Below are 18,154 nucleotides of genomic sequence, written 5' to 3' on the forward strand. Positions count from 1 at the left end.
AATCACATCACTTTAACCGAATGGAGCCTATATACTTTTATGCAGACATGAAACGAAATATCATACTTTTCGTTCCTGAATAAACATATTTAATAACATGGACATTTTATTTGCACCTTTTTTATTCAAATGATCACTATCATAAAAATCTTCATCACAAAATAATGGTGAATCAAATAAATCTATAATTTCAAAAGAATATTGAGCTTGAAAGTCGTTTATAACTTTATAAAAATCTTCTTTTAATTTCTTACTACTACAATTGAAATAATGTGAAGTAACAGGGAATACAACAATTAGTGGTTTTATATCATGTTTTAAAAGTAATTCTAAATATGTTTTAAAAATTGTTTTATTTTCAACTAAAGTATGAGGATATGACAATTTAGCATGTGAAGCTGCTCTTATTTTTCCGTGTTCTTCAAAAGGAATGTGAAGAGGAGTGATATTCCATTCAGCATTTATCCAGGGCAATATCAATGATTCATCTTTTAGTTCGTCTAATAAAATATATTCAAAATGCAAATTAAAAATAGAAGAAAGTGGTTTCGGGGTATCTAGATGTGAGAATCCATCAGTGGGTAGAGGAGAATGCACTACAGTATGATGACCGTCTTGAAACAATGGATAATATACTTTGTGAATTCTATATGCTTCAGATGATAACGACATGTCAAAGTAAAAAGAGAAATAGGCTATTCCTATCAAACAATATTTAAAGGAATGATCGTTTGATAGTAGTTGTGACGCTATTAAATAATCATAGTACAGGTCTTGCGATGGAAGTGTAAATTTTATTGACTTTTTTGAGAGGATCTCCGTACTTATGCCACAATGCGGATAAGACAAGCCCGTCGCAAACAATTCATACGTTGGATCACTCTTTGCTTTTTTCATAGCAATATATAAAGACATAAGATCCGGATTTATTTGATAGATAGAAATTAATTTATTCCTCCATTCATACATGTATTTTATTAAATTAATAATTTTTGAACTTTGCACGCCCCTATTTATCAATTCATTTGTAAGTTTTTCTGCGTCCATTCTCCAAATGACTATATATTGAAAAGAATTTTCTATTTGAACAATAGCTGAAACGTCTACAACATGAACGATTGTTTTACATTTATTTTTGTCTAATGCATTTTGAATCCTTCCCCCTGATAATTCATCACAGAAAACAATAATTTTATACTGCTCCTTCATGTATATCCCCTCCATTATATGTATAATATGAAATCCATTTTTCATTCGTAACAATCATATACATCTGCAATCCAACATGAAAGAAGAATAGAATATTCATTTCAAAACAAAAATAGCTGCACCATTAGGCGTAGCTATTTTCACAATTATTACTTATTCAAACTATATTCCTTTATCTAACTCATAAAGCTTTCGATACTTCTCATTTTCTTTCAGAAGTTGTTCATGACTTCCTTGCATCACAATTTTACCACGATCAAGGAAGATAACTTCATCTACATGTTCAATTCCTACAAGATGGTGCGTAATCCAAATTACTGTCTTTTCTTCCGTTGCAGAAAACATTGTTTCTATTAAAGACAATTCTGTCTTTGGATCTAAGCCTATCGTCGGCTCATCAAGTACAATGATTGGTGCTTCTTGCATTAGCGTTCTAGCAAAAGCAACTCGTTGTCTCTCCCCGCCAGAAAACCTTTTTCCCATTTCATGCATTTTTGTTTGTAATCCATCTGGAAGAGTAGCAATATGCGAAGCTAATTGTGCTTTCTCTAAAGCTTTCCATATCTCTTCATCCGTAGCCTCTGGTTTGCCGATTCGAACATTATTTCCAATTGTCGTATCGAATAGATGCGGCTTTTGATTCAATACAGAAATATATTTTGATAAAAGATTCGTATGAGCATGTTCACTATTCAATAAAACTTCACCATGTAATGGGCTTAGTGCACCTGTTAACAATTTTAACAAAGTAGATTTTCCAGTTCCGCTTCTTCCTAAAATGGCGATTTTTTTTCCTGCTTTTATTTGTAATGATACGTCTTTCAATACAAATTCATTACTATGTGGGTAACTATACGATACATGATTTAATTCAATGTCTATATGTTTTGGTGCAACATAATCTTTATCTCTAGGTAATTCCTTTTCATCCTGTAAAACACCATTACCTTCTACTTGATTGAGACGATGAGCGGATTCTACATATGATGGAATTCGATCGATAGCATCTGACAGAGGAATTAACGCGTTTGTGACAGATAACGTCATTAAGACGAAAGCCGCAATAACGGTAGGAGCAATCTGTTCACTCGCCGCCTCATTTCCAGTCCATATAATCATTGAAACAACTACAATACCCACTACTAATTGAATAATACTGTCCCGAATATGATTCCAGCGCTTCATTCTTTTTTCCGTTTTTAACAACTGAGCATTTTGCTCTACATACTTATCAATAAATTCATCTTTTCTACCACTTGCTTGCCAATCAGATAATCCAAAAACAGCATCTGTTAGTTGTTGGTACAAACGGTTTCTTCCTTGTTTTAAAGTAACATGATGTTTCTTCATTAAAAGTAATGATATAAATGGAAGAAGAAAAACGATAGTAGCCAACATACATGCTGCAATAAGTGCAAACACTACGTCAAATGTACCGATAACAAGTACGAATATGCTATATACAACTAATGCTAATATGCTAGGAAATATTGTACGTAAATATAGGTTTTGTAAATGCTCTATATCTTCGGATAATACGCCTAACATATCGCCCGTTTGAAATCGTGAACGGAAAAATAACGCCTGTGGTTCTACTATCCCATATAGTTTCGTTCTCATCTTTTCTAATATGCGTAATACAACATCGTGTCCAACTAAACGCTCTACATAATGAAATACCGCTTGTCCTATACTAAACGCACGTGTTGCAACGATAGGAACATATACAGCCATTACATTTTCTGGTCTAAGAGCAGATTTAGAGATTAAATAACCTGAAATGAAAAGTAGCATCGCACCTGAACTAACTCCAAGAAGACCAAGGAAAATAGTTACAGTCATTCTACCTTTATTTTGCTCTATATACGGTTTAATCCAGTTACTCATCTCTATCCCCTCTCTTTCCTGCGAAAATGTAATGCTTCATTCTTTACAAGTTCTTCATACGTTCCGCTTTCTATCATTTTCCCTTTATTTAAAATAAGAATATGATCCATTTGTTTCATCCAGTGAAGACGATGTGTTGCAAGAAATACTAACTTACCTTCAAACAGACGTAACATCGCTTGCTTTATTTCAAATTCAGTTTCAATATCAAGATGTGCCGTAGGCTCGTCTAATAAAATAATTGACTTTTTACTTAAAAGGGCTCGCGCCATTGCGACACGCTGTTCTTGTCCGCCACTAAGCATACGCCCACCTTCTCCAATTCTTTCGTACATTCCATTTGGAAGTGATGTAACGAGTGAACGAAGACCGACTTCATTCATAACTCTTTCCACTTCTTCATCAGTTGTATTTGTTTCATAGAAACAAATGTTATCTTTTAATGAAAGCGGGAAAATATAAGGTTGCTGCGGAATATAAGCAATATTCTTTTGCCACTCTTCACGAGTAGACCAGTCAATTTCCACACCATTTACAATCATCTTTCCACCCGAAGGAGTTAAAAATCCAGCTAATACGTCGATTAACGTTGATTTCCCTGCTCCACTTTCACCAATTACACCTATAGCGCCAGTGCCTTTCCAAGTAAAATCAATTTCCTCTAATATAGCTTTTTCAGATTCATCATTCTTTACTTTTACATCTTGTAATTTCAAGTTACTAGAGGAATTCCATATTAGATCTACATTAGATTCTTTCTTCCCTATTTCTTTTTGTCGCTGTAAAATCTCTTCTATTTGTTCCATTGCAAGTTGTCCATCTAACGTAGCATGATAATTTGCTCCAACTTGTTTAATCGGCAAGAAATATTCCGGAGCTAAAATTAAAATCGTAAGGGCTGGCAATAGTACAATTGTTCCATCTATTAAACGTATCCCTAATCCGACCGCTACAAATGCAATTGATAAACTCGTAAAGAAATCTAATGCAAATGAAGAAAGAAAAGCAACTCGCAAAGTACGCATCGTTGCTTTTCTATATCTTTTACTTACTTTTTCAATCTTTCCTTCGTGTTGTTTACTTTGACCTAAATACTTTAATGTTTCTAATCCTTTTAACGTATCTACAAAATGATTAGAAAGAACACGATATGTTTCATATTGGCTATCCGCCATTTTCTGCGCTGCTAATCCTAGTAGGATCATAAAAATAATTACGATAGGAATCGTTACAACTAAAATGATTCCTGACTCAATATCTAGCGTAAAAACATATAGTACAATTAGTCCTGGTACGATACTACTTCTAATCATTTTAGGAATTGTTAATTCAATATATGTTTTAAATTTCTCAATACCCTCTATCGACAAGGTAACCAGATGACCTGTTCCAGCGGTTTGAACATACCGTGGACCTAATGTGAAATACGCCTCTATCAATTGTTTTCTCAGTAGCGATCCTGTTTTTTCAGCGAAACGTTCCACTAATATTTGCGATACTCGAACTAGCATGTGACGTACTGCAAACGCGATTCCAAAATAAACCGTTTCATTTAACATAGATTGCACTGTTTCTCCTTGAAATAAAAACGTAATAGCCCGCGCTAAAAACACTGTTTGCGCAATAATACTTATAGCTTCTAACATGCTAATGATCGTTAACACTACATATAAAACTCGGCTACCAGGATACGACGGAAGTCCTCTTTTTCTTTTCATTAGTACTCCAAATCTTTATCTGACTTAACAGGTTGTCTAAACACATAGAAACTCCATATTTGACTTCCCAAAACAAATGGCAATATAGCAATTGAAAAATACGTCATCAGTTTTAGTGCATAATCTCCTGATGCTGCATTATAAATTGTTAAATCGTATATTGACCCTAACGAACTAATTAAGACACGTGGGAACATGCCAGCAAACACACTTGCACTTAGTAAAATGATTGTTAAACTTGTCATAAAGAAAGCCCAACCATCTCTTCTTCTTTTATTTAATAATGTTGACACACATAATGCTACAAAAGCTCCGATTGGAACCATAATCCACTCTGTACCATGACCAGTGAAAATATCTGTTTTCCATAACCCTACACCGGCAAAAATAAGAAGTGCTATAATTGCGAGTGGTGCAATTTTCAACGCGGCAATACGTGCACGTTCTCTTAACTTACCTGTTGTACGTATAGTAAGGAATTGTAAGCCGTGAACAATACATAGCAGAAGAAACATAACTCCTCCAAGTAATGCAAAGGGATGAAGTAATTGTAAGAATCCACCTACAGCATTTTTCGTCTCATCAATTGGAATACCTACCATAAAGTTAGCAATGGCAACTCCCCAAAGGATTGGTGGTAGTAAACTTCCTAAAAACATACCCCAATCCCAAAAACCTTTCCATTTATGATTATCTATTTTCGCACGGAATTTAAAGGAAACACCTCTAATAATTAAAGCAAGAAGCATAAACACAAACGGAATGTAAAACCCACTAAATAAAGTTGCATACCAGTGCGGGAATGCTGCGAACATAGCACCACCTGCACAAACAAGCCATACTTCATTCGCGTGCCAAAATGGGCCAATTGTATTTAAGTAAATCCTTTTCTCTAAATCGTTTTCTCCTAAAAGCCTTGAAACTATACCTACACCGAAATCGAAACCTTCAAGTACAAAGAAGCCTACGAATAAAACTGCAATAATAATAAACCACAACTCATTAAGAGATAACATACTCATCCTCCTTATCAAATGGATCATGGCTTTGAGAATCCTGTTTCGCTTTCTTATTCTCATGTCCTTTAATGATACGAACGAATAAGTAAACTGTAATTCCACCTATAATTAAATATAGTGATGTGAACGAAACTAAAGAGAATAATACTTCTCCGAACGTAACATTTGGAGATACAGCATCTTCCGTTTTCATAACACCGAAAACTACCCAAGGCTGACGTCCCATTTCAGTCATAATCCATCCTACTGTATTACCGATAAACGGTAGTGAAATTGCATACACCATTAATTTTAAATACCAAGTTTTTTCAGCTAATCGATCTTTTCTTGATAAGAACCATCCGTACGCTCCTAGAAGAAGCATAAATGTTCCACTCATTACCATCGCTCTAAAGCTCCAGAACATCGTGTGTACTGGTGGAATATAATCTCCAGGCCCATATTTTTCTTCATATTGCTTTTGAATTTGATTCATCCCTTCTACTTGACCGCTAAATTTATCATATGATAATAGACTTAGCATATACGGGATTTGAATTTCAAACGAATTTTCTTTCTTCTCTGCATCAATTTTCGCAAATACGGTAAATGGCGCTGGATCTTCACTCGTATTCCATAACGCTTCAGCAGCCGCCATTTTCATTGGGTGTGTTTTGATTAATTGTTGCGCTTGCGCATGACCGAAGAATAATACTAGCGCCGTTGTAAGTGTTCCAACAATGATAGAAATGCGGAATGATTTTTTAAACACTTCCGTTTCTTGGGCTTTCGTTATTTTCCATGCACTCACACCTGCAATAAAGAATGCACCCGTTGCAATTGCCGCTGTAATGGTATGCGGGAATTGTACCCATAATTGTGGATTTTGAATGATCGCTAAGAAATCATTCATTTGTGCACGTCCATCGGCTGCCATTTCATATCCTACCGGTGATTGCATAAATGCACTTGCAGTTAAAATCCAAAATGCTGATAACATTGTTCCAATTGAAAGGAGCCAAATACATAAAAGGTGAATTCGCTTCGGTAATTTATCCTCACCGAATACCCATAAACCTAAAAATGTAGACTCAATGAAAAATGCTAATAAACCTTCAATCGCAAGTGATGGACCAAACACATCACCTACGAAACGTGAATAGGTTGACCAGTTCATACCAAACTGGAATTCTTGTAAAATACCAGTTACTACACCTACCGCAAAGTTAACAAGGAATATTTGTGTCCAAAACTTCGTCATCTTCTTATAAATTTCTTGTCCCTTTACCACATATAACGTTTGCATTAACGCAATGATAAAAGCTAAACCAATAGACAGCGGAACAAAAAAGTAATGGAAAATCGTTGTTGATGCGAATTGTATTCGTGCCAATTCGAGCGTTTCCATACTACAATCACTTCCTTCATAGTTTTTATAATAAAAGTTAATTGAGCAATCTTATCAAGCTCAATTATTAAGAAATACGAAAAGACAAAAACATTTTGTATGTATTGTCGAAAAATACGAAGTTTCAGTTTTTCAAACTATTGTAATGCTATTTTTTACCTTTTCACTATTTCTGTAGTGTTTTATTCGTTAATCGAATTGTATAATATACCTGCATAGTAAATTCAGCTGATTTTTGACGTATTATTGACATCATTTTGTCTGAAATATGTCTTTTGGTATTTTTTTGAATTAGATTTTTCTCATCGATAAAATGTGTTTTTTTAGTATGAGACTTATCTTTGCATCAATAAAATAATCGTTTCTCTCTTTATACACTTGACTTTTCTACGAAAAAATGTCCTATTAACCAATGGATAATTTCGTTATTTTTTTGTCAAGAGAAAAATGTATTTCTAAAATTCAAACATGAAATATTGTTATTCAAAAATAGGAAATAACCTCCTCTTTTCAGATTAAAAATTCACTTTTTTGTCATTTTTTCAAACTAAAATAAATTAAAAAATACCGAGAATCCATTAGACTCTCGGTATTTTTTAATTTATTTTGCTGTATGTTTTCTAATAGCCGGTAAAATTTCAGTAGCAATTAGCTCGATATTTTTCTCAATTTTATCATATGGTACGCCACCAAAATCAATTTGTGCCATAAAGCGTTGTTGCCCAAACAATTCATATTGGTAAAGCATTTTTTCAATAATTTGTTGTGGGCTACCAACCATTAACGCGTCACGATAATCTATTGCATTTGTAAATTGTTGTTTCGGATACCCACCACCGCGTAGCGTAAGCATACCAGCATTAATGTGAGGGTAGTATTCACTAAGTGCATCTTGTGAATTTTTCGCTGTATAAAATAAACTCGTTGTTGCAACTGGCAAACTCGCTGGATTAAATCCACTTTGCGCAGCCGCCTCACGGTAAGCATCTACTGATCCTTTAAAGTTAATAGCTGGACCACCTAGTGTTGTTATCATCATTGGTACACCTGCACGTCCTGCTTTAATCGCACTAGCTGGTGGGCCACCAACTGCACGCCAAATTGGTAAGTTATTATTTTTAGCTCTTGGAATAACCGATGCATGCGCAAGCGGTGCTCTGAACTGTCCATTCCATGTTACATGTTCCTCTTTATTAATTTTTAATAAAAGATCCATCTTCTCTTCAAATAACTCTTCATAATCATTCACATCATAACCAAGTAAACTATATCCCCCAATACGAGATCCACGACCAGCCACAATTTCTGCACGTCCATTAGAAATCAAATCAAGTGTAGCAAAGTCCTCGTATACTCGTACCGGATCAGATGTACTTATTATCGTTGCTGAACTTGCAATTTTTATATTTTTCGTTGCTTGCGCAATCGCTCCTAAAATAACTGTATGAGCTTGCGTTGTAAAGTGTGTTTGATGACTTTCACCGACAGCAAATACATCAAGTCCAGCTTCATCCGCTAACTGTGCGGTTTTAATTAATTCATGAATTCTTTGTTCAGCACTAATTTTCTCTCCGTTATGTGGATTTAAAACATGATCCCCAATTGAATATAACCCAAACTCCATTCCTTTACTTGTATTCATACGGTATTTTTCCATCATTACTCTCTCCTTTGATGAGGTATTATTAGTTTCTCTTTTAAAAACATTTGTAAGTCAAATGTTTTTCCCTATTGCTTACAACATCACTTGATTAGTCAATTGATAGTGTAAAAAAAATTACTCTTGCGGTAATTCTTTTTTTTCACTATGCTTATGAACCTTCGTCATTAGCTCGTATAACATTTTCTGCTCTTCTTCATTTAATACATCATCAAAAAACGATGATTGAAATGCAAGCTGCTCTGGCAGTGCTCTCTCTAAGGCCGCTTCCCCTTGCTCTGTCAGACTAATTGTTTTCGTTTTCCAATCTTGTTTTCGTACAATATATCCTTCTTTTTCAAGACGTGTTAACATTCGAGAAATACCGCCTTGTGTAACAGTTACCTTTTCAGCTAACTCCATTTGTGTTAGTGGTTGATACGTACGTATTTGTAAAAGCACATCAAATTGAGCAGTCGTTAAATCAAAGCGTTTTAAAAACTCATTTGACATCTGATTACTTTGGTTCGTAAATCGTATTAAACGTAACCATATTAATGATCCTATCGTATTATCACGCATGTTTGATCACTTCCTATCGTGAATCTTACTATCACTTTACTACGCAAGTGATAAAAAAGCAAGAGAAAAAGTGAAAAATATCTCATTAGAGTATTACATAAATAACGATAAGAAAGAATTCATGTTTAAATGAATTCTTTCTTATCGTTATTCTTAACTTTCCATATCATTCATTGCTATATGTAAAGCGCCTACTGCTTTGGGCCAACCAACATAAAAAGCCAAATGTGTTATTAATGCAATCATTTCATTTTCTTTAATTCCATTTTGTTTGGCCAGTCGCAAATGAAATGGTAATTGCTCTGTATTACCAAGACTGATTAATACCGACACTGTACATAAACTCCTTTCTCTTAATGTTAAAGTGTCATCTCGCCACACTTCCTCGAACAATATTTTTTCACTATAATGAGCAAATGCAGGTGCCTTTTCTCTCATTTTCTCTTGAATACAATATTCAATGGATTCATTCATCATTTCACTCCCCCTTCACTTTTACCAATTGCGCCAATCCTTGACCAAACGACCAATTTTCAGCGGCTGTCTCGTTAAGTGTAATAAAAATGTCTGCACTTTTTATACTAGAACATTCAGAAACCCTCAAAGATATTGACTGATACAGATCGCGTTTCTGCTTTATCGTTCTTCCCGGTCCACATGTGATAGAAACATATATCATATTCTCTGTTCTCTTTTCTCCTCTTTCTAATAAATAATATGGATCATATAAAAAATGATTTTGTTGATAAGGTACAAACATTTCAAAAAAATCATTTTCAGGGATGTTAAAATGTTTAATTAATGAAAGATGAATACATTCACCTATCTTTTTCAATTCTTCTTCATTTAATATATTTTCATGATAATAAACGTTTACAAAAGGCATATATTTTCACCCCTTTACTTAATTTAGCATTCAACAAGATATCATTGTGAAATGTGCAAAATCTCATATACTGTAGTACCTTTATTCGTTACCATATCAGGCTTTTCTTCATAAAAATTAAACTTACTATATCCCCATTTATCTGGATTATATACTATTACATTTCCTAAACAATTTTCTACCTTTTGATCCACAATGATAGATTGAATCCCACTCAATGATTCACTTGGAGAAATACTTCCTTCATATTCAACAACATATCTACATTTCTTAAAATCATTTTTTAAATTAACAACTAATGGAACACCTATATTTATTTGTTGCCACCCAAACGATTGTAAAATATTATCGTAATACCCTTCAAAAATAAATTTATTCATCCCTTCATGACCATTCCAAATATATATAGGTGCATAACAGTTATAGAAATTTCCGTCCTTATCTGCCTCAGTAATTAAATAAGCTTTAAAATTTAAGTCTTGAAAACCATCCGTTTTATACCCATTATCCTTTACCCTTTTCTTAATAATCTCCATATCATAATCTTTCGGCAAAATGACCTTATATTGCATTCCAATCATGTTTATCACTCACTTTCCATCTTATATACACAATGATAAACCGATGATTGACTAACGTAAAATAGGTATAAATTATGTTTGGTATCATTTATAATGATATCGTATAAGGGGCTGTGATAAATGGAAATAAATGATCTTATTATATTCAAAACTGTGGCTAGCGAAGGTTCTATTAGTAAAGCTGCGAAAGAGTTAGGGTATGTTCAACCGAACGTAACTGAGCGAATTAAAAAATTAGAACAAGAGTTAGAAACACCTTTACTACATAGAGATAACAAAGGCGTTTCTTTATTACCTTCTGGTGACATTTTATTAGACTACACAAATCAAATATTAACGCTAGTAGAAGAAGCAAAAAATAAAATTAAAACAAGTGGGTCTTCTTATATAATCGCAACGTCACAATCTATTTTGACTAATTATGTAAGCAAGCGCATTAAAGAAAATTTTAGGAGTTATCAAATATATGTAGAAAATAGTAGTCATTTGCAAAAATTACTGCAGCAACAAAAAGTTGATATGGTCATTACTTATGAGGATTACCCAGACATATCGTTTAAAAAAGTATTTTCCACTTCAATTTCTATCGGCTTATTAAAACCGAAAGAAAAGTGTACCATTGAATTTTCAAAGGAACTCTTCTTCGTTAGTAATGACAAAAAGTGCCCTTTTAGGAATAAGACGATACAATTTCTAAAAGAAAATAATTTATCTCAGCGCCAACTTCAACAACTAGATTCTTATTCGCTTATAGAAGAGTTTATTCAGGACGGAAAAGGAATAGCCTTTTTACCAATTAAAAATGATAAATTAGTACCAATTGAAGATGTTCCAATTGAGAAATTAGCTGTTCATTTCTTTACGAATCAAAATTCTTTCAAACAAATCCCTGATGAACTATTTAATTAATATAATATTTATAAAAGAACTAAATTTACATACAGCAATAAAAATCCCTCCTTTCCGAATCTAAAAGAGGGATTTTCATATTCTATACAATTGATTTTTCACACATTTTGCTCCACTTCTGCACTTTTCTCCTTCTTATTCCGTTTCATATTCTTCAGTCCCTTAACCGTGCCAACTAATCCTTTCGGGAAAACTAGCAGTACGATAATGTACAATACACCAAGAATAATCGTCCATCGTTCAAAGATCGGATACTCTGTAGCTAGTTCTGATAAATAATATTTTAGGGATTCAATAATTCCAGCTCCTGCAATGGCTCCTATTAACGTTCCAACGCCTCCAATCATAGTCATCAATAATGCATTTAATGTCATTTCAATTGAAAATACAGTTGTATTAACAAAGCGTAAAGTGATAACAAATAAACCACCGCTAATTGCAGCTACTACTCCTGCAACAATGCTAGCAATAATTTTATAATGAAGAACTTTATATCCTAGTGCTTCAACACGTTGCTCGTTTTGTGAAATTGCCTTTAATACTTTTCCAATAGAAGATTTGGTAAAAAGACGTAACAGAACAAAAATGATAAGTAAACATATAAGTGTTACATAATAAAACGTAAAACGATCACGAAATACGTCTGGTATACCAAATGTAAAACCATCTCCTCCGTGAGTGAGCCCACGCCATTTTTCAGCAAGTACGAAAAACAACTGTGAAATAGCAAGTGTTAACATTGCATAAAAATGACTTTTCAGCCGTAAAGAAAGCAAACCAATTATATAACTAACAATGGCTGAAATGATAATTGCAGCTACTATCCCTATTAAAAAGTTCGTTATGGATACTCCTTGTCGATCAAATAAAAGTGCTACGCCATATGCTCCTATTCCAAAGAACATACAATGGCCGAATGATACAATTCCTGTATATCCAAGCAATACATCAAAACTCATTGCAAAAATAGCAAAGATGAAGATTTGAGTGAACAAAATTAACAAGCTCCGTGAATCATTTACGAATGGAAATACACTTAAACAAATGAGCATACATACTCCGAAGTATACTTTAATTCGATTTGATGTGCTGTTCACCATTTCACCCCTTTTCACCAACAAGTCCATTTGGCTTCACGATTAAGAAAAACAGTAGCATTAACATATTGATTGCAAGTGATAAATCCGGTATAAAATACGCTGTAAAAGCACCAGCTAATCCGACAATTAAAGAAGCAATTGCTGAACCTTGTACGCTTCCTAACCCTCCAATGATTACTACTATGAAAGCCAAAATCGCATACTGCATACCCATCTCAGCGAAAATAACACCTGAATACGGTGCTAATAAGAAACCTCCCAACGCTGCCATCCCTGCGCCTAATAAAAAGACGAAAGAAAATATCGCTTTTACGTTAATACCGAGCGCTTGAACCATCTCTTTATCCATTACGCCTGCGCGTATCATAAGACCTATCTTTGTTTTTTTGAGCAATAATATTAATGCAATGTATATGATAACCCCAATTATGATAACGAATAGACGATATTTAATTAATATAACGCCTCCGAACGTAAAACTTCCTTGTAGCCATAACGGTAACTTTGCCCCAATTGGATTTGGTCCCCAAAATACTTTAATACATTCACTAAGTACAAGCATTCCTCCAAGCGTAACAAGAAGCTGTCGAACATGATTTCCATATACCGGTCTAATAAGGAATCTTTCTAAAATAAATCCAAGGAACATTCCCATAGCTATTGCTCCAATTAAAGCTAACACATAACTCCCTGTCATATTAAATAGCCAAACACCTGTAAATGCTCCCCACGCAAATAAACCACCATGTGCGAAGTTTAGAACACTCATTAAACCGAAAATAAGTGAAAGACCTGATGCTAATAAAAAAATGAGCATCCCTGTTGAAATCCCATTTACAAATAAATTGATTAACACATCCATCCTTCTCACCCCGGATTCATGTTAAGAGATTCCTAAATATTTGTGACACATTTCCTTATCCTCTTTTAATTCATGCATAAAACCGTTATGAACAATTTTTCCGTTATCCATAATATAAAAATAATCACCAATTTGACTAGCCATCATAAAATTTTGTTCAACGAGTAAAACTGTTGTTTTCTCCTTCATTTTCAAAATAGCTATCATTAATTTTTCTATCATAATAGGAGACAAGCCTTTACTCGGCTCATCAATAAGTAGTAAACCATCACTATTAATAAATGCTCTTGAAATTGCTAACATTTGCTTTTGTCCCCCGCTTAAGAGTCCACTTTTTTTGTGCCAAAATTGCTTTAAATCTGGAAATAGTTCAAGCATCCATTCTATTTTTCCTTCCGCTTCTTCGCCCTTACCTCTAGCAAGAGCGAATGTTTCTTCTACTGTCAGATCGTGAAAAATACCTTGATTTTCTGGTACATACCCTATCCCTTTCCTTGAAATTAAATGTGTAGATAATCCATTTACTGGTGTACGATCATAATAAATTTCACCATGTGCGATATGGTGAAACCCCATAACCGAACGTAACGTCGTAGTCTTCCCTGCCCCATTTCTTCCAAACAGTACAGTAATCGTTCCTTTCTCAACAGTAAGAGATACCCCTTGTAAAATATGAAACTGATCTAAATACGTCTCTATATTATTCACTTGTAATAGTGCCACTATATAATCCCCCTAAATAAGCACTTTGTACACGCTCATCTTTCATAATTTCTTCGGGTAAACCTTCAGCCAATAACTCTCCATGAAATAAAACGATTAGATGGTCTGACAAACCTAGTACCATATCCATTTTGTGTTCAATAAGTACAATTGTACTCTCTGGATGTTTCTTAATATTTTCAATCACTTGTAGTATAGCTGGGACTTCCTCAACCGAAATACCTGCCGTCGGCTCATCAAGTAATAACACATCCGTTTTTAAAGCTAATAACATCGCAAGTTCTAGCTTTCTTTTCTCTCCATGTGCCAAATCTTTCGCTAATACATTCTCTTTCTCCTGAAGTAATACTGTTTTTAAGAAACGTCTCGCCTCTCCAACTTGTTGCTTTAATTTTGCTGGACTCGGGAAAAAACTATAGTAATCTTGTACGAATGATTGAACACTTAAACGGACATTTTCAAGTACCGTTAATTCTGGGAATATGTTTGTAAGCTGAAAAGAGCGACCGATTCCTAAGCGTGTTCAATCTGAAATCGATAGTTTTGTAATATCTTGCCCTTTAAAATACACTTCACCTGTTGTGGGTGAAATCTGTCCACTTAGTAAATTAAATAATGTTGTCTTACCCGCACCATTTGGCCCGATAATAGAAATGAGTTTTCCTTTTTGTACAGTTAAATTTACATCTTTAATAACATGATGCTCGCCAAAAGATACACTAAGATTTTTCGTTTCTAGCAAATGTGTCACGAAATCCCTCCCTTTCAAGCTTTCAGTATGAAAGAAATACGTATAAAGAGGGTGTACCCCTCTTTATACGTAAACAACAGAAAATTCAGTCTATTTATTTTGAACTGGTGGTTCTGTTTCTTTCATCGTTAATTCTCGCTCTAACACTGGCACCGGATAATCAACACCATCTTGTTTTTTCAATGTGATAGAATACAGCGTCTGCATCGCTTGATGATCCTTCTCTCTAAATTTCATCTTTCCTTTCGGTGTATCAAATTCCATTCCTTCCATTTTCTTAATTAATGTATCTACATCTGTATCACCTTTTGTTTTCTTTAAAGCTTCTACAATTGAAATTGCCGCTGACATTCCTCCTGCTGTAAATAAATCTGGCACCGCACCATTAAATCGTTTTTTATGTTCTTCCACTAACCAATCATTCACCTTATTTTTCGGGAGTGTATGATAATAAACAGAAAAACCTTGCATTCCTACTAATGCATCCATCGTTTTTAATGCTGGTATATCTGGCGCACCTGTGGAGATTTTAATACCTTGCGCTTCCACATTCATATCTTTCAACTGTTTCCAAGGTGAATTCGCCCCTGCCCAAACGATAAATAAATAATCTGGTTTTGAGCTAATGATATTTTGAATATTAGCTGTAAAGTCAGTCGAATTTGTATCTGCATATTGCTCGTTTACAATGTTCGCACCTAATTTCTTTGCTCCAGCTTTAAACGCCGCAATTCCTTCACGGCCGTATGCGTTATCTTGTGCCAACGTTGCTATTTTCACATCTTTTTTAGCAATTGCTGCAGCACCAGCGACTGCATCTTGAGATGAATTTCTACCTGTTCTAAAAATATATTTATTCCAGTTCTTACCGGTAATACTATCAGCTACCGCCGGTTCTACAACCATTATTTTTTCATATTCTTCAGCTAGTGGTAAAACCGCTAATGTATCACTTGAACTAGACGATCCGACTAAAAAATCAACTTTCTCTTCTTCTAATAACTTCGTAGCTTTTTTAACCGCTACATCAGCTTTTGTTTCTGTATCTTCTACAACAAACTTAATCTTCTTTCCTTCCACTTTCCCAGTTCCATCCGTCGCATAGTCTAACCCTAATTCAAATCCGTTCACTGTTTGTTTTCCATATGATTCTAACGGACCTGTTAATGATGCAAGAACCCCTACCTTAATCGTCTTTTCATCCTCTGTACTTGTTTTCTTTCCTGAACAAGCTGCCGTTATTAATAACGAACCTAAAACACAACCAGTAGCCATCATTTTTAGCCATTTACGTTTTTTCATCGACATTGTGATCCTCCCCATACTTTTCTTTCTGATAGAATCAATCTCGCCAAAGTTATCCATCCGTAATTATGACTTTTTCTTTGAATCATACAAACAAATTTATTAAAAAATTAATGAAGTACCATTACATTCGCCGCCCCTTTCCAAATACCTCCATTTCCCATATGTTCATTTGGAATTTTTCACCATCTAATCACAGTAGCTGCCCACGTATACCCAGTCCCTGCACTAACTACTACTGCAATATCTCCGGCCTGTAATTTTCCCTGTTCATTTGCAAAGTGAAGACCAATACAAGGATCAAGCGCTGACATATGTCCATAATGATCTAAATATACAACTTGTTCTTCCGCTAGCCCTAGCCCCTGTATCAATTCTATTAACATAGAACGTTTTGTATGCAGTGGTAACAATACTTTAATATCTTTAGGAGTTAACCCACTTTTTCTTAACGCCTCCCGAATCACCTTGTCAAAATTAGGGATTGAAACCCGATCTAGACGTTCTTTCATACTATTAGGATCTATTACATCAATATAATGCTGTCGATTCTCAACTGTATCATAGCTCGCAACCTTCTTCGATCCACCAGCGGGGATACGAACATCTTCATGAAATGAACCATCTGTTATTATCGTACTTCCTAATATTTCACCGTTTCTAGCGTCTTTTTTCACTAAAGCTGCACTTCCGCCATCAGCGAAATTAAACATAAAACGTGAACGTGGATTATCATAATCTACAATTTGAGATTCTTTACATCCACCTACTAATAATATATTTTCAATTGAGTTATCGGAGTAGAGCATATCTTTTGCGACTTTGAGAGCAATAGGAAAGCAAGAACTAACATTCATAATTTCAAAAGCATAAGCATTTTTCAATCCAAGTTCATGCTGAATTTTTGGGGCACTTGACCATACGTGGTAATCTTTATGTGGACTGCCAAAATAAATGACTACATCAATAGATTGAGGATCTACTTGTGATAATATTGGTTTTGCAGCAGCAATAGCTAAATCTGATGCATGCATCGTTTCATCTGCGACATGTTTTTCATATAATCCAAACTTTTCTATAATAATATGCTCAGGAATACCTGTTTTTTTAGATAGGTCTGCAGCCGTCTCTACGTCTTTTGGGAAGAAAACACCAGTCGCTTCAATCCCAATATTCATTAGACTACTCCTCCTTCTTTTGGCACCATCATTGTAGCTACACCTGTTAATACTAAATCTCCTTTTTGGTTATGACACTCTGTTAACAATTTCAAAACTCTCTTTTCCATCATAAATTCTTGTACTGTAGCCGTTGCTGTAATTGTATCTCCTATAAAAACTGGTGCTGTAAATTTAATAGTTTGCTCCATGTAAACGGATCCTTTTCCAGGTAAATGAATACCAAGCAATTGCGATAATAAACTAGAAGTTAGTAAACCATGTGCTATTCTTTGATTAAATCTAGTTTGTTTCGCATACTCATGATCAATATGGATTGGGTTAAAATCCCCACTCAAACCTGCAAATAATACAAAATCTGTTTCTGTAATTGTTTTACTACATGACGCCTGTTGACCAGTGATATATACCGTCATCT

General features: G+C 34.5%; 17 protein-coding genes and 1 pseudogene. 1 reads left to right on the forward strand and 17 read right to left on the reverse strand.

Going from position 1 to position 18,154, the window contains the following annotated elements:
• Positions 1-60: 60 nt before the first annotated feature.
• The 10 genes from QCI73_RS17515 to QCI73_RS17560 form a co-directional block, all read right to left on the reverse strand.
• The gene (locus tag QCI73_RS17515; protein ID WP_353823430.1) at positions 61-1,209 is read right to left on the reverse strand and encodes a hypothetical protein; all 1,149 of its coding nucleotides are present in this window, start codon (positions 1,207-1,209) and stop codon (positions 61-63) included.
• Between the two features lie 162 nt (positions 1,210-1,371).
• The gene (cydC, locus tag QCI73_RS17520; RefSeq protein WP_327923205.1) at positions 1,372-3,096 is read right to left on the reverse strand and encodes a thiol reductant ABC exporter subunit CydC; all 1,725 of its coding nucleotides are present in this window, start codon (positions 3,094-3,096) and stop codon (positions 1,372-1,374) included.
• A 2-nt stretch (positions 3,097-3,098) separates the two neighbouring features.
• Positions 3,099-4,814, reverse strand: coding sequence for a thiol reductant ABC exporter subunit CydD (cydD, locus tag QCI73_RS17525; RefSeq protein ID WP_353823431.1), 1,716 nt, complete (start codon positions 4,812-4,814; stop codon positions 3,099-3,101).
• The gene (gene cydB / locus QCI73_RS17530) at positions 4,814-5,830 is read right to left on the reverse strand and encodes a cytochrome d ubiquinol oxidase subunit II (protein ID WP_353823432.1); all 1,017 of its coding nucleotides are present in this window, start codon (positions 5,828-5,830) and stop codon (positions 4,814-4,816) included. Before cydB ends, cydD begins: the two co-directional genes overlap by 1 nt.
• Positions 5,817-7,220, reverse strand: a complete 1,404-nt coding sequence (cydA, locus tag QCI73_RS17535) for a cytochrome ubiquinol oxidase subunit I (protein WP_000448882.1) — start codon at positions 7,218-7,220, stop codon at positions 5,817-5,819. Before cydA ends, cydB begins: the two co-directional genes overlap by 14 nt.
• Positions 7,221-7,821: 601 nt before the next feature.
• A complete protein-coding gene (locus tag QCI73_RS17540; RefSeq protein ID WP_070805792.1) occupies positions 7,822-8,877 on the reverse strand; it encodes an LLM class flavin-dependent oxidoreductase in 1,056 nt (351 codons plus the stop codon).
• 120 nt (positions 8,878-8,997) lie between these two features.
• A complete protein-coding gene (locus tag QCI73_RS17545) occupies positions 8,998-9,441 on the reverse strand; it encodes a MarR family winged helix-turn-helix transcriptional regulator (RefSeq protein WP_001205526.1) in 444 nt (147 codons plus the stop codon).
• Positions 9,442-9,594: 153 nt separating this feature from the next.
• Positions 9,595-9,918 (reverse strand): carboxymuconolactone decarboxylase family protein, encoded by a 324-nt coding sequence (locus QCI73_RS17550; protein WP_070805791.1) that lies wholly within the window; start codon positions 9,916-9,918, stop codon positions 9,595-9,597.
• A 1-nt stretch (position 9,919) separates the two neighbouring features.
• Positions 9,920-10,327 (reverse strand): tautomerase family protein, encoded by a 408-nt coding sequence (locus QCI73_RS17555; protein ID WP_001117245.1) that lies wholly within the window; start codon positions 10,325-10,327, stop codon positions 9,920-9,922.
• Positions 10,328-10,368: 41 nt separating this feature from the next.
• The gene (locus QCI73_RS17560) at positions 10,369-10,908 is read right to left on the reverse strand and encodes a DUF4865 family protein (protein WP_353823433.1); all 540 of its coding nucleotides are present in this window, start codon (positions 10,906-10,908) and stop codon (positions 10,369-10,371) included.
• A gap of 120 nt (positions 10,909-11,028) precedes the next feature.
• Between QCI73_RS17560 and QCI73_RS17565 the strand changes: the two genes are divergently transcribed.
• Positions 11,029-11,817: a LysR family transcriptional regulator gene (locus QCI73_RS17565; RefSeq protein WP_070805789.1), complete on the forward strand. Its 789-nt coding sequence runs from the start codon at positions 11,029-11,031 to the stop codon at positions 11,815-11,817.
• A 98-nt stretch (positions 11,818-11,915) separates the two neighbouring features.
• Here the strand turns inward: QCI73_RS17565 and QCI73_RS17570 are convergent, their stop codons facing one another.
• The 7 genes and pseudogenes from QCI73_RS17570 to QCI73_RS17600 all read right to left on the reverse strand — a co-directional run bounded on the left by QCI73_RS17570 (position 11,916) and on the right by QCI73_RS17600 (position 18,152).
• Entirely contained in the window at positions 11,916-12,869 is a 954-nt protein-coding gene (locus tag QCI73_RS17570; RefSeq protein ID WP_353824119.1) for a branched-chain amino acid ABC transporter permease, read from the reverse strand.
• 49 nt (positions 12,870-12,918) lie between these two features.
• A complete protein-coding gene (locus tag QCI73_RS17575; RefSeq protein WP_070805788.1) occupies positions 12,919-13,779 on the reverse strand; it encodes a branched-chain amino acid ABC transporter permease in 861 nt (286 codons plus the stop codon).
• A gap of 21 nt (positions 13,780-13,800) precedes the next feature.
• Positions 13,801-14,502 (reverse strand): branched-chain amino acid ABC transporter ATP-binding protein, encoded by a 702-nt coding sequence (locus QCI73_RS17580; RefSeq protein WP_353823434.1) that lies wholly within the window; start codon positions 14,500-14,502, stop codon positions 13,801-13,803.
• Positions 14,480-15,253, reverse strand: a pseudogene (locus QCI73_RS17585) (ABC transporter ATP-binding protein). Before QCI73_RS17585 ends, QCI73_RS17580 begins: the two are co-directional and overlap by 23 nt.
• 90 nt (positions 15,254-15,343) lie before the next feature.
• A complete protein-coding gene (locus tag QCI73_RS17590) occupies positions 15,344-16,561 on the reverse strand; it encodes a substrate-binding domain-containing protein (RefSeq protein ID WP_070805786.1) in 1,218 nt (405 codons plus the stop codon).
• Positions 16,562-16,740: 179 nt separating this feature from the next.
• Positions 16,741-17,736 (reverse strand): 3-oxoacyl-ACP synthase, encoded by a 996-nt coding sequence (locus tag QCI73_RS17595; RefSeq protein WP_001020495.1) that lies wholly within the window; start codon positions 17,734-17,736, stop codon positions 16,741-16,743.
• On the reverse strand, positions 17,736-18,152 hold the full coding sequence (locus QCI73_RS17600; protein WP_000219484.1) for a MaoC family dehydratase: 417 nt from the start codon (positions 18,150-18,152) through the stop codon (positions 17,736-17,738). Before QCI73_RS17600 ends, QCI73_RS17595 begins: the two co-directional genes overlap by 1 nt.
• Between the last annotated feature and the right edge of the window lie 2 nt (positions 18,153-18,154).

It is taken from the genome of Bacillus cereus group sp. MG16 (assembly GCF_040459875.1).
In the GTDB taxonomy this organism is placed as follows: Bacteria; Bacillota; Bacilli; order Bacillales; family Bacillaceae_G; genus Bacillus_A; species Bacillus_A paranthracis.